This is a genomic window from Sphingobium agri (assembly GCF_023051225.1).
GTDB lineage: Bacteria > Pseudomonadota > Alphaproteobacteria > Sphingomonadales > Sphingomonadaceae > Sphingobium > Sphingobium agri.
This window is the reverse complement of sequence record NZ_JALKHS010000006.1, coordinates 1008884-1021381: the sequence shown is the minus strand read 5'-3', so window position 1 is coordinate 1021381 and position 12498 is coordinate 1008884. Positions and strand designations below refer to the sequence as shown.

General features: G+C 61.9%; 14 protein-coding genes and 1 tRNA gene. 9 read left to right on the top strand and 6 right to left on the bottom strand.

All coding sequences use genetic code 11. From position 1 onward, the window contains the following. Positions 1–13 precede the first annotated feature (13 nt). Positions 14–334, top strand: coding sequence for a thioredoxin TrxA (gene trxA / locus MU848_RS08385; RefSeq protein WP_097091545.1), 321 nt, complete (start codon positions 14–16; stop codon positions 332–334). Positions 335–408: 74 nt separating this feature from the next. Here trxA and MU848_RS08380 read toward each other — a convergent pair whose 3' ends face one another. Both MU848_RS08380 and argJ read right to left on the bottom strand, forming a co-directional pair. Then, entirely contained in the window at positions 409–1206 is a 798-nt protein-coding gene (locus MU848_RS08380) for an inositol monophosphatase family protein (RefSeq protein ID WP_247231167.1), read from the bottom strand. Continuing rightward, positions 1206–2432, bottom strand: coding sequence for a bifunctional glutamate N-acetyltransferase/amino-acid acetyltransferase ArgJ (argJ, locus tag MU848_RS08375; protein ID WP_247231166.1), 1227 nt, complete (start codon positions 2430–2432; stop codon positions 1206–1208). The genes MU848_RS08380 and argJ overlap by 1 nt, the downstream gene beginning before the upstream one ends. Before the next feature lie 163 nt (positions 2433–2595). On the opposite strand from argJ, the gene secA reads away from it, so the two are divergent. Continuing rightward, positions 2596–5340, top strand: coding sequence for a preprotein translocase subunit SecA (gene secA, locus MU848_RS08370; protein WP_247231165.1), 2745 nt, complete (start codon positions 2596–2598; stop codon positions 5338–5340). A 123-nt stretch (positions 5341–5463) separates the two neighbouring features. Here secA and MU848_RS08365 read toward each other — a convergent pair whose 3' ends face one another. Together MU848_RS08365 and MU848_RS08360 are read right to left on the bottom strand one after the other, a co-directional pair. Beyond that, positions 5464–5889, bottom strand: a complete 426-nt coding sequence (locus tag MU848_RS08365; protein WP_247231164.1) for a DUF983 domain-containing protein — start codon at positions 5887–5889, stop codon at positions 5464–5466. Positions 5890–6187: 298 nt separating this feature from the next. Next, the gene (locus tag MU848_RS08360; RefSeq protein ID WP_097092773.1) at positions 6188–6424 is read right to left on the bottom strand and encodes a hypothetical protein; all 237 of its coding nucleotides are present in this window, start codon (positions 6422–6424) and stop codon (positions 6188–6190) included. A gap of 176 nt (positions 6425–6600) precedes the next feature. Between MU848_RS08360 and MU848_RS08355 the strand changes: the two genes are divergently transcribed. After that, the gene (locus MU848_RS08355) at positions 6601–7149 is read left to right on the top strand and encodes a hypothetical protein (protein ID WP_247231163.1); all 549 of its coding nucleotides are present in this window, start codon (positions 6601–6603) and stop codon (positions 7147–7149) included. Between the two features lie 117 nt (positions 7150–7266). Here MU848_RS08355 and MU848_RS08350 read toward each other — a convergent pair whose 3' ends face one another. Then, complete coding sequence (locus MU848_RS08350; RefSeq protein WP_247231162.1) at positions 7267–7533, bottom strand: hypothetical protein; 267 nt, start codon at positions 7531–7533, stop codon at positions 7267–7269. A gap of 117 nt (positions 7534–7650) precedes the next feature. Here MU848_RS08350 and MU848_RS08345 point away from each other — a divergent pair, with 117 nt between their 5' ends. Beyond that, positions 7651–7905: a hypothetical protein gene (locus MU848_RS08345; RefSeq protein ID WP_247231161.1), complete on the top strand. Its 255-nt coding sequence runs from the start codon at positions 7651–7653 to the stop codon at positions 7903–7905. Continuing rightward, positions 7898–8083: a hypothetical protein gene (locus MU848_RS08340; protein WP_247231160.1), complete on the top strand. Its 186-nt coding sequence runs from the start codon at positions 7898–7900 to the stop codon at positions 8081–8083. Before MU848_RS08345 ends, MU848_RS08340 begins: the two co-directional genes overlap by 8 nt. A 169-nt stretch (positions 8084–8252) precedes the next feature. Here the strand turns inward: MU848_RS08340 and MU848_RS08335 are convergent. Further along, positions 8253–8340 (bottom strand) — tRNA-Ser (locus MU848_RS08335). 197 nt (positions 8341–8537) lie between these two features. On the opposite strand from MU848_RS08335, the gene MU848_RS08330 reads away from it, so the two are divergent. The 4 genes from MU848_RS08330 to MU848_RS08315 all read left to right on the top strand — a co-directional run bounded on the left by MU848_RS08330 (position 8538) and on the right by MU848_RS08315 (position 12454). Continuing rightward, entirely contained in the window at positions 8538–9584 is a 1047-nt protein-coding gene (locus MU848_RS08330; protein ID WP_247231159.1) for a lytic murein transglycosylase, read from the top strand. Between the two features lie 115 nt (positions 9585–9699). Continuing rightward, positions 9700–10863 carry a D-alanyl-D-alanine carboxypeptidase family protein gene (locus MU848_RS08325; RefSeq protein WP_097091550.1) on the top strand — a complete coding sequence of 388 codons (1164 nt, stop codon included), beginning with the start codon at positions 9700–9702 and terminating at the stop codon, positions 10861–10863. Continuing rightward, positions 10860–11486: a dTMP kinase gene (tmk, locus tag MU848_RS08320; RefSeq protein ID WP_247231158.1), complete on the top strand. Its 627-nt coding sequence runs from the start codon at positions 10860–10862 to the stop codon at positions 11484–11486. Before MU848_RS08325 ends, tmk begins: the two co-directional genes overlap by 4 nt. Then, positions 11483–12454, top strand: a complete 972-nt coding sequence (locus MU848_RS08315) for an AAA family ATPase (protein WP_247231157.1) — start codon at positions 11483–11485, stop codon at positions 12452–12454. Before tmk ends, MU848_RS08315 begins: the two co-directional genes overlap by 4 nt. The last annotated feature ends 44 nt before the right edge of the window (positions 12455–12498 follow it).

The following is a 12498-nucleotide window of genomic DNA, read 5'->3' as shown; positions in this document are numbered from 1 at the left end:
AGGAGATATATTTATGGCAACCAAGGCAGTCACCGACTCCAGCTTTCAGGCGGACGTGATCGACGCAGACAAGCCCGTGCTTGTTGATTTCTGGGCGGAATGGTGCGGCCCCTGCAAGATGATCGGCCCCGCCCTGGAAGAAATCTCCGAGGAACTGGCCGATCAGGTCACGATCGCAAAGGTCAACATCGACGAAAATCCGGACGCGCCCGGCAAATATGGCGTGCGCGGCATTCCGACGATGATCCTGTTCAAAAATGGCGAAGCAGCCGCCACCAAGGTCGGCGCGGCTCCCAAGAGCGCGCTCAAAGGCTGGATCGAAAGCGTCCTCTAAAGCAACTCAACTCCCTCTCCCCTTCAGGGGAGAGGGCCGGGGAGAGGGGAGAGCAACCTCTCCGCCACTACACGCTACCGAAACAAAACCCCCGCCGCCAAATCCCACAAACGCGGCGAAGAAGCCCCCAGCAACCCGCGCCGCATGTCGCCCACCATATAAGGCGACCCATCCAGCCGCTGGCAACAACCACCAGCCTCGTTCAGGAACAGCGTCCCGGCGGCATGGTCCCAGGGCAATGTTCGTGCAAAGACCGAAACGTCGTTCTGCCCCAGCACCAGCCGGGGATATTGCTCCGCCGCACAGCGGGGGATGTCCACGACCGCAAACTTCCCCTCCGCGCGCTTCTGAATATCCGCGCGTTCCTCGTCGGACATGAAATAGACCGCCAGCGCTGCGATCGGAAGCGGATCGCCGCTCTCCTTCGCTCGCACCTGCTCGCCATCGATATAGCTTCCAGCACCCAATGTCGCATGACATAGGCGGCCGGTCAGCGGGTCCAAAATCCAACCTGCCAAAGTCGTCCCTGCATCCGCCAGGGCGATCATGATGCCGAAGGGCGACCGTCCAGCGGCGAAATTGCCGGTCCCGTCGATCGGGTCGATGATCCAGTTGAGCCCGTCGCCCGCGCGCTCCAATATCGCCGGATCGGCAGCACAGGCCTCTTCGCCGATGATCGCCGCGTCGGGCAATATCCGGCTCAGCCCCTCGGCCAACCTGATCTCGCTTTCCTTGTCGGCGATGGTGACGAAGTCGTCCGCCGCCTTCTCGCTAATCTCCTCCGTGCGGAGGTTCTGATAGCGCGGCATGACAATGTCCCGCGCGACTTCACGCATCAGCGCGACGACATCGTCATGCAGTTCGATCGGCATCAGCTGCGATAATCCGCGTTGATCGAGATATATCCGTGCGTCAGGTCGCAGGTCCAGACCGTCGCTCGGCCCTCGCCCAGGCCAAGGTCCACGCCGATCTGGATATCCTGTCCTTTCAGATGCGCCGCAACCGGTGCTTCATCATATCCTTCCAGCGCAAGCCCGCCGGACGCCACCTGCGTCGCGCCGAACCGGATCGACAGCTTGTCGCGATCCGCTGGCTCGCCAGCCTTGCCGACCGCCATGACGATGCGGCCCCAATTGGCGTCCTCACCCGCGATCGCCGTCTTCACCAACGGCGAGTTGGCGATGGACATCGCGATCCGGTGCGCGCTCGCGTCGCTCTCCGCGCCTGCCACGCTGATCTCGATAAATTTCGACGCGCCCTCGCCATCGCGCACCACCAGATGCGCCAATTGCAGGCATAGGTCGCCAAGCGCCGCGTGAAACGCATCCGCTCCGGCATCATCCATCGATGTGAGCGGAGCATTGCCTGCCTGGCCCGAGGCGAAAGCCAGCACCGTGTCGCTGGTCGACGTGTCGCTGTCGACCGTGATGCAGGAAAAGGTCCGCCGGTTCGCCGCCGACAGCATCTGCTGCAACAGCTTCGGGTCGATCGCCGCATCCGTGAAGATATAGCCGAGCATCGTCGCCATATCGGGCGCTATCATACCCGATCCCTTGATGATCCCCACCAGCTCCACCCGCGTCCCGCCGATCATGGCGCTCGTCCGCGCGCCCTTGGCATAGGTGTCGGTCGTGCCGATGGTATTCGCCGCCTGTTCCCATCCGCAAGGTGCGGCGGCAAAGGCAGCGTCCAACCCAGCCTCGGCCTTGTCCACCGGCAGCGGCACGCCGATCACACCGGTGGAGGATATGAACACGTGTGAAGGCAGGCACCCCAGATGATTGGCCACCTTCGCCGCGATCGCTTCGACCGCCGCCCGTCCGCGATGTCCGGTAAAGGCATTGGCATTGCCCGCATTCACCACCAAAGCCCGCGCCGATCCGAGCGGAATGGCGTCACGGCACCACTCGACCTCGGGGGAGGGGCACTTGCTCTGCGTCGTCACGCCCGCAACCGCAGTGCCCTCGGCCAACTCGACATAGGTCAGGTCGCAGCGGTCCCAATTTTTGTACCGGGCCTTGGCCACGCGCGCGGTCACACCCGCGATCGCGGGAAGTTCGGGAAAGCTTGGCGGAGCGAGGGGGGAAGCCTGTGTCATGCGCGCGGCTTAGCGCATATCACCCGCCCGTCAATCGTTCCTCGACGAGATCTCCGTGACGCGCTCATCAATTGACTATCCCACGGCCAAACCCTAAATCGCCGCGCATATCCGTGTGCGTTGCCTTAACAGGGTGCGCGCTCCCCTTTTGTCAGGAACTTGCATGTTCGGCGCACTCGCCAAGTCCATCTTCGGATCGTCCAACGAACGTTACGTAAAGTCGCTGGGCAGGATCGTCGAACGCATCGCTTCTTTTGAACCTGCCATTTCGGCGATGAGCGATGAGGAACTGACTGCCCAGACCGCGCGCTTCCGTGAGCGGCTTGCGCAGGGTGAAACACTGGACGACCTGCTGCCCGAAGCCTTCGCCACCGTGCGCGAAGCGGCCAAGCGCACCCTTGGTCAGCGTCATTACGATGTGCAGATGGTCGGCGGCATCGTCCTCCATCGCGGCGAAATCGCCGAAATGCGTACCGGTGAGGGCAAGACGCTGGTCGCGACGCTTGCCACCTATCTCAACGCGCTGGAGGGGAAGGGCGTCCATGTCGTCACCGTGAACGACTATCTCGCCAGCCGCGACTGCGAGTGGATGGGCCAGGTCTACCGCTTCCTTGGCCTCACCACCGGCGTGATCGTGCCGAACCTCAGCGAGGATCAGAGGCGAGAGGCCTACAACGCCGACATCACCTACGCGACGAACAACGAACTCGGCTTCGACTATCTGCGCGACAATATGAAATATGACCGCGCGTCGATGGTGCAGCGGCCTTTCAACTTCGCCATCGTCGACGAAGTGGACTCGATCCTCATCGACGAAGCGCGCACGCCGTTGATCATCTCCGGTCCGACCGACGACAAGTCGGAGCTTTATGTCTCGGTCGACGCCATCGTGAAGCAACTCGATGATGCCGATTATGAAAAGGACGAGAAGCAGCGCTCCGTCACCCTGACCGAAGACGGGACGGAAAAGATCGAGCGGCTGCTGGAAGAGGCGGGCCTGCTCGAAGGCGCGAACCTCTACGATTTTGAGAACACCGCCGTCGTCCATCACGTCAATCAGGCATTGCGCGCGAACATGATGTTCCGCCGCGACATCGATTACATCGTGAAAGACGGCAAGGTCATCATCATCGACGAGTTCACTGGCCGCATGATGGACGGCCGTCGTTGGTCCGATGGCCTGCACCAGGCGGTGGAAGCGAAGGAAGGCGTCCAGATCGAGCCGGAAAACCAGACGCTGGCCTCCATCACCTTCCAGAATTATTTCCGCATGTACCCGAAGCTCGGCGGCATGACCGGAACGGCTGCTACCGAAGCGACCGAATTCTACGAAATCTACAAGATGAACGTCGTCACCATCCCGACCAACCGGCCGGTGCAGCGTGTCGATGAAGAAGACAGCTTCTACAAGAATCTGGAAGACAAGTTCCGCGGCATCGCCAAGACGATCAAGATCCATGCCGAAAAGGGCCAGCCGGTCCTCGTCGGCACCGTGTCGATCGAAAAATCGGAAATGCTGTCCGAATTCCTTAACCAGGAAGGGGTGAAGCACGCCGTCCTCAACGCCCGCTTCCATGAGAGCGAGGCCCATATCGTGGCGCAGGCGGGGCGAAAGGGCGCCGTCACCATCGCCACCAACATGGCTGGCCGCGGCACCGACATCAAATTGGGCGGCAACCTGGAATTTCGCGTCGAAGACGAACTGCGCGACATGCCCGAAGGCCCGGAACGCGATGCCGCGATCGCGCGGATCGACGCGGAGATCGAAGCCGAAAAGCAGGAAGTGCTCGCCGCCGGTGGCCTCTTCGTACTCGGCACCGAACGGCACGAAAGCCGCCGCATCGACAATCAGCTGCGTGGCCGCTCGGGGCGTCAGGGCGATCCCGGCCTGTCTCGCTTCTACCTCAGCCTTGACGATGACCTGATGCGCATCTTCGGCCCGGACACGATGTTCGCCAAGATGATCCGCTCGAACCTTGAGGACGGCGAAGCGCTGCCCCCGTCCAAATGGCTCAGCAAGGCGATCGAGACCGCGCAGAGGAAGGTCGAGGCGCGCAACTACGACATCCGCAAGCAGGTCGTCGAATATGACGACGTCATGAATGATCAGCGCAAGGTCATCTACGAACAGCGCAGCGACATCATGGACGCCGATACGGTGGACGATGTCGTCACCGACATGCGCCATGAAACCGTCAACGACCTTGTCGGTGCCTCCTGCCCGCCGGGCACTTATCCGGAACAGTGGGATATTGAGCGGCTGAAGCTTCGCACTGCCGAAATCCTCGGACTGGAGCCGGACTTCGATGCCTGGTTGACTGAGGACGCCGTCGATCCGGAAATGATCGAGGAGCGCCTCACAGCGCTCGCCGATGAAGCCGTGGCCGAAAAGGTCGCGAGCATCGATCCTGAAAACTGGCACATGATCGAAAAATCGATCCTGCTGCAAAGCTTGGACCATCATTGGAAGGAGCATCTGTCGACCCTGGATGCTCTCCGCCAGGTCGTTCACTTGCGCGCCTATGCGCAGAAGACGCCGATCAACGAATATAAGCAGGAAGCCTTCGCCCTGTTCGAACGCATGCTCGGGAACATCCGCGAGGATGTCACCGGCTCCATCGCGCGCGTTCAGTTCCGCATGGACGGCGGCGATATCGCACCCTTGCCCGATTTCGACCTGCCGGTTCTCCCGGACTTCATCACCACGCATATCGACCCCTTCTCAGGCGAAGATAATAGCGGGGACATCGACGCCGGGCAGCTTGGCGGCATCACCACGACGCTGCCGCGCCCGCCGGTCGGCAACGCGGCGCTGGGTGAGTTTGACAATCTGAACATCAGCCGCAATGCGCCATGCCCCTGCGGCTCGGGCCAGAAGTACAAGCACTGCCACGGCGCGCTCGCCTAAGTAATTGACCGTCCTGCCAGCGTACGCTGGCATCTCAGGCGGCCATGTGCAGTGCTGAGAGATCGCGCCTGCCCCTCATCGAACGATGAGGGAGCATGCAAATAGTTCGAAAAGACGCGGCTGTCAGTCCCGCCGCTCGCCCCCGCCATCACCATGCAGCTTGGCCCAAAGGTCCCCCGTCCCGGCCTCCTGCGCCTTCGTCACATATTGCGCAGCCACCAGCCAGCCTTTGATCGGCCGCAACGGCAGCACGGTCGTCAATATCAGCACCGGTATCCCGACCGCGATATGCACCCACAAGGGGGGGCGCGCCAGGATTTCCAGCATGACGATGAAGATCACGCCGGGGACGCAGGCGAACAACTGCACGAACACGGCAGGGCCGTCTGCCGGATCGGCAAAGGAATAATCCAGCCCGCACACTTCGCAATGATCGCGGATCGTCAGGAACCCGCGGAATATATGCCCTTCGCCACACTGCGGGCACCGGCCCAGCGCCCCCGTTTCGATCGGCGATCGCTTCGGCCAGTTATTCGATGGTTCAGCCATATTCTGTTTTCCCTTGCCCGATCTGGCCCTCGTTCGGCATCGTCCATGTGATGGCAGGGCTATGGAAATCAACTAGCCTTTTTGTCCCACCCATGGATTAAGCGGGTGGATAAGCAGGACGCCGCGTTGACGTTACGGCACGGCGGGCGAAGCGCCTTCCATGGATTGCGGCCGTCAACAATCTCTGTTACATGCGCGGCGATTTGGATGCCCGACAGCATACAAGTCGCGCCCCCGGCATTCCCTTGCCCGGGGGCGCTTTTATTTCTTCAATGATCGCTTCGTCTCTGCGCGCGACTTAATGCGCTGGCTTTTCCGCAGCCGGATCGCCAGGCATGTCGAAATTTTCCATGGCATCGTGCAGCACCTGATCGGGACAGGAAGCCGCGAGTGCTCTCACCTTGTACCGCAGCGCCAATTCCCGATGCGCCGCGATCTCTTCGGCCGGGGCGTGCCGGGCCAAGGCACTGTTTACCTTGTCCGCTTCTTCCCGCGCTCGCCGGAAAAGATAGGGTGCATCCGTTTGCCCAGACATCGCAACCTCCAGATCGTGAAGAGGCATGATAGCATGCCAGTTCACGATACTCTCTAACGCGGGTTAAGGCGAGGCGTAGCTGCGATCATCTGCGAACCGCAAGCGTCAGATTTGCTGGGTAGACTCCGCTTCAACATCATATACGACCGACCATATGCTGCGAGAGATAAGGCAAAATGTCTAAAATCTATATTACGGGAGCCTCTTGCTCTGGTGTGACCACATTGGGAAGTAATGTAGCGCGGCGATTAGATCTTTTGCACCTTGACGTAGATGACTTCTATTGGGAGCCGACAAATCCTCCGTTTACAACGAAGCGCGAGCCGGAGGAGCGAGTCAGACTCATTTTGGAGGCGCTTGGCGACGACGATTGGATTCTCACCGGTTCTTTTGATGGCTGGGGAGACGCACTGATCCGTGATGTTAATTTAATTGTCTTTGTCGTAACGCCGACGGCCATTCGGATGCAGCGTCTTTCATCACGCGAGGAGGCGCGTTTTGGAGATCGAGTGCTCGCGGGCGGAGATATGCACAAATCTCATACTGCTTTTCGTAAGTGGGCTGAGCAATACGACGATGCAAATTTTCCCGGACGAAACCGCGCTCGACATGAGGCTTGGCTCCTGGACCAAAGCGCTCCAGTGCTGCGGCTCGATGGGACGCTCAGTCCCGAAATACTCACAGCTAAGGTTATTGAGGCTGTCGCACTAAAGCCGCAGCGTTAGCCACAAAGCGATCTGGCGGAAGGGGTGACTGCCGGGAATCGAACTAGCCGCGTCTAACAGTGTCTAATGATGGCACGGTTTTCCGATGATCTGATGAGAACACTTGTCGAACATCGTCTAATAGTGTCTAAGGTCGGCAATGATGCTTTTCGCGACGTTCCCGAACACATCGCCCAGGTTCTCGCTGTTCATGATCGCCTCGACCAAACCATCATTGAACATCTGGAGGCCATCGACGGCAACGCTCTGTATCTGCTCATTGATGTTGGCGCCTACCTTGGTGATCTCGTCACGATATGCCTCAAGAGGTGATTTGCGATCTCTCTCCTCCTGTCGGCGCTCCAAGAAGTTGTCGATCTGGCTGCGGATCTCAGACCCATCCATTTCACCAGGCCGTATCCCGACAGCAAGGAAGCCGGCTTCGCTGTCCCTAGCGACTTGCTCCGCTAGCGCGCGCGCCTGATCCTGCGCTGCCTTCAGCTTGTAGGAAAGCGCATCGATGTGGGTGAGGGTGAGGAAATCGATGAACGAGAACCCGTAGACTACAATCCTGGTCTGCCCCTTTATGCAGTGGATCAGTCAAAAGGCCCGCTTAATGGTGACCTGGTGGAGCGCCATGCGGCGCTGAGCGAGCAGCTGGCGGACCTTCGGCGCAGCGGGTGTTATGATCTGGCGCGGCAAACGAAGAAGAGTCTTGAGCGGCTTGAAGCAGCTACTCCCGGTCTTATTGCACAGAGGATGGCCGCGAATGGCTGAGCCCCGTCTCCTGATCGGCGTCAGCGCCACCGCTATGCATAGCGGCATCACCGAAACCCTTGCCCAGCAACTCATCAGTCAGCGCGCCTTGCCGGTCTGGCATAGTCGCGGGCGACCCATGACCACTGCGTCCGCGCTGGAGGAATGGGGGCGGCTCAGGCGGACCGGCAAATTCTGACAACCATTGCCATCATGGCAATACCTTCGCCCCGGGTCCCTAAATTCGGGGCGTTTTTCATGCTCAAAAGCAGCCAAAGTTACAGGCGCTTAATGAGTGGGGAAACTGGAGGGGACGCCATATCTGGCAACAGAGAACCCCAGTAAAATCAATCCTTTAGCAGCCATATTGGCGGAAGGGGTGGGATTCGAACCCACGGATGCTTGCGCATCGGCGGTTTTCAAGACCGCTGCAATCGACCACTCTGCCACCCTTCCGTTCCGGGCATTCCGATGCCTGCTTTGCGTCGCGCGGCCGTCCATGCCTGGAACCCGCTTCCTAGCGAAGCTTTGCGCCATGCCAAGCGTAAAATGACCAAATCCGCTTTCAGTGCGTTGTTGTCACGATCGCAGCGACAAGGGGGATTTCGCCTTCCGCCCTCGCTGTGCCACAAAGGGATGAGGGAGATTCTCTAATGCGTTCAACCATTCACTCGCTTCTGCTGCGTCTTGCCGTGGTCACGGCGGGCAGTCTGATGGCGGGTCCTGGTATGACGCAGGACATGGCTCAGGACGCGGGCTTTCGCAGCTATCTCGAAACGCTGCGGCCAAAGGCGCGCGCCATGGGCATCCGCTCTTCGACGCTGGATTCCGTGTTTCCGTCGCTCACCCCCAATCCGCGCGTTATTCAACTGGACCAGAACCAGCCGGGGGGCGGGGCCTATTCGCCCATTCCCAATTTCGAACCCTACAGGCGCCAGCATGTGGACGCCGCGCGGATCAGCCGTGGCCGTACGGCCTATCAGGTGAACCGCGCCCGCCTTGCCCGGATCGAAGCGGAAACAGGTGTGCCTGAGGAAATCATGGTGGCCATCTATGGGCATGAAACCAACTATGGCTCCTATACGGGTGACTTCGACCTGATCCGCTCACTCGCGACCTTGTCCTATGAAGGACGCCGCCGCAGCCTGTTCGAACCGGAGTTGCTGGCGACGCTCAAGATGCTCGACAATGGCGTGCCGCGCAGCCGCCTGGTCGGCAGCTGGGCAGGGGCGACGGGTTATCCGCAATTCCTGCCCAGCGTCTATCTGCGCCTGGGCAAGGATGGCGACGACGATGGCCGTGTCGACATCTGGAACAGCGAAGCGGACGCGCTCGCTTCGATCGCCAACTATTTCGTGAATGCCGGTTGGCGGCGCGGGCAGCCATGGGGCGTTGCCGTGTCCGTACCCGCGAATTTCAACCGCGCCAGCGTTACGGCCCGGCTGTCCCCGGCCCGCTGCCCCCGCGTGTTCAACCGCCACAGCCGTTGGCTCAGCATGGCCGAATGGCGCAGCCGGGGCATCGTTCCAACAGGCAGCAGCCGGCTTGCCGACACGACGTTAGCCACGCTGCTGGAGCCCGATGGCCCCGGCAAGACTGCCTATCTGCTGACGAGCAATTACCGCGCCATCCTCGATTATAATTGCTCCAACTTCTACGCGCTCTCGGTCGGGCTACTCGCCGACGCAGTCAGGCAATAGGGCCGCGTTCAAAGGCCGCTCCTCTTCACACCTCTTGAGAATGTATCCGTCATGGCTAATGACAGGAGGCGGGGCATTCTCATCACCCGAATCCATCAGTGCGAAGGCAGTCCTCATGAACAAGTCACTTGCCGCCATCCTCTTCGTCGGATTGCTGGCCCAGCCTCTCACGGCTGCGGCGCCTCCTTATACCAGCGAGGCGCCTATTGCTTATATGAAGGACCTGTCGTCGGGCGCCGTGCTGTATGACAAGGGCGGCGAGACACGCATTCCGCCCGCCTCCATGGCGAAAATGATGACGGCGCACGTCGCCTTCCGCCTGATCCAGAAAGGCGACCTGAAGCTCGACACGAAATTCACCGTTCGCCCCGAAACCTGGAAACAGTGGCATGGCCCGGCTGCCGGTTCGACCATGTTCCTGTCGGCGGGCGAACAGGTGTCGGTGGAAAATCTGCTGCACGGCATCGTCACCCTTTCGGGCAATGACGCTTGCGTCGTGCTAGCGGAAGGGATCGCCGGGACAGAGCAGGCCTTCGTCGCGCTGATGAACGACGAAGCCAAGCGCCTCGGGCTCAAGAACAGCCATTTCGGCACCAGCAACGGCTGGCCCGACGAAGGCGTCACCTATGTAACGGCAGAAGACCTGGCTCTCCTCGCCGAAGCGACGATCGAGGAGACGCCGGACCTTTACAAACGCTTCTATGCGACGCGCTCCTTCACCTGGGGCAAGACGATGGGCGGTTCCGACATCGCACAGTCGAACCGCAACCCGATCCTGGGGAAGATCGCCGGTGCCGACGGCCTCAAGACCGGCCATACGCAGGAAGCGGGCTATGGCTTTACCGGTTCGGCCGAACAGGACGGCCGCCGCCTCGTCATGGTGGTTGCCGGGCTGACGAGCTTCAACGGTCGTGTCGCTGAATCCGTCCGCTTCATGGATTGGGGCTTCAAGGCATGGAAGGCGCAGCCGCTCTTCAAGAAGGGCCAGACTGTCGAAACCGCCGAGGTCCAGCTTGGCAGCGCCACCAGCGTGCCGCTCGTCGCGCCTCGGGATATGGCGGTGACGCTGCCCCGCACCGCGTCCGGCAACATTTCGGTCAAGGTCGCCTATACCGGTCCGATCAAGGCGCCGATCGCCAAGGGGCAGAAGGTAGCCGAGCTGATCGTCTCCACCCCCGATACCCCGCCCCAGGTCCTGCCGCTGGTCGCTGGAGAGGAAGTGTCCGAAGCAGGCGTGTTCGGCCGCCTTTGGAACGGCCTGAAGTCCTTCTTCGGGTGACACGCGGCCGCTTCATTACTTTGGAGGGCGGGGAGGGCGCCGGTAAATCGACGCAACTCCGCGCTCTTGCCGCAGCCTTGCGCGCCCAGGGAGTGGAGGTCGTCGAAACTCGCGAACCCGGTGGCAGCGAGGGCGCGGAGGCCATCCGCGCCCTGCTGCTCACCGGCGCCGCCGATCGCTGGAGCCCGCGCGCCGAAGCGCTCCTCTTCGCCGCAGCGCGCGCCGACCATATCGAAAAGACGATCCACCCCGCGCTCCACCGGGGCGCATGGGTACTGTCCGACCGCTTCCTCGACAGCAGTCGCGCCTATCAGGGCATGGGCGAGCTTACCGACGCCGACATATTGACCCTGCACCGCATCGGCAGCGCCGATTTCCTTCCCGACCGCACCTTCTTCCTCACGCTTCCCGAAGGCGAGGCGCAGCAACGCGCGTGGGTTCGCGACGGTGATGCTGCGGACCGCATAGGCGGCCGCGACGCCGCCTTCCACGCCGATGTCGCAGCCGCCTTCGCCCGCTTCGCCGATCAGGAGCCCGCCCGCATCCGCGCCATCGACGCGTCAGGAAAGCCCGAAGCCGTCACCGCGCGCCTCGTCGCGGCGCTGCAGGATCTGCTGCCATGACCACCATCCTTGGCCATGACAGCCAAGCCGGCATGCTGATCGCCGCCGCGCGCAGCGGCCGGATGCATCATGGCTGGATCTTCGCCGGTCCGCGCGGCATCGGCAAGGCAAGCTTCGCCCGCGCACTGGCTCTTCGCCTCCTCGCAGAAGCCGCCGGTCCCGCCCCCGATGGCGAGGGGCTCACCGTCGCCGCCGAACACCCGATCCGCAAGCTGGTCGAGGCGGACGCCCATCCCGATTATGCCGAACTCTACTGCCTGGAGAAAGAAACCGGCACCGCTCGCAACATCTCGGTCGATCAGGTGCGCGGGCTCCAGCGCCTCGTCCAGTCCGCGCCTTCGCTCTCCCCCCGCCGCATCGTCGTGATCGACAGCGCCGACGATCTGGAGCGTGGCGCCGCTAACGCCTTGCTCAAGACGCTGGAGGAACCGCCCGCGGACATGCTCTTCTTCCTTGTCAGCCACGCGCCCGGTCGCCTGCTGCCTACCATCCGCTCGCGCTGCCGCACACTGCGCCTCGACCCGCTGAACGACGAAGCCATGCGCACCATCCTGCGCCGCGAACAACCCGATCTCGCATCCGCAGAGATTGAGGCGCTCGCCACCTTGGGGGACGGCGCGCCCGGCCGAGCCCTGCGCTATGCAGGCCTCGACATGACCGACCTGGACCGCTTGCTCCACGCGATCGCAGCGGATGGCGACCCCGGCAACCGGAATCGCCTCCTCCTCGCGAAGCTGCTCTCCGGCAAGGCGTCGCGCGCCCGCTATGAAGCCTTTCTGGAGCGCGTCCCCGCCTTCATCGCCGACGCCGCCCGCCAGCGCAGCGGCCCCGCGCTCGGAACGGCGCTCGACCGGTGGGAAGCCGCTCGCCAACTCGCCAGCGGCGCAATCATCCTCTCCCTCGATCCCGCATCCGTCGCTTTCGAACTCGCCGGCCATGTCGCCGCCCTCGCGCCGGGTCAGCGCTGAAAAGCGGGCTTTGCGCGCGCCTTAACACCCGCTAGGGAAGGCGC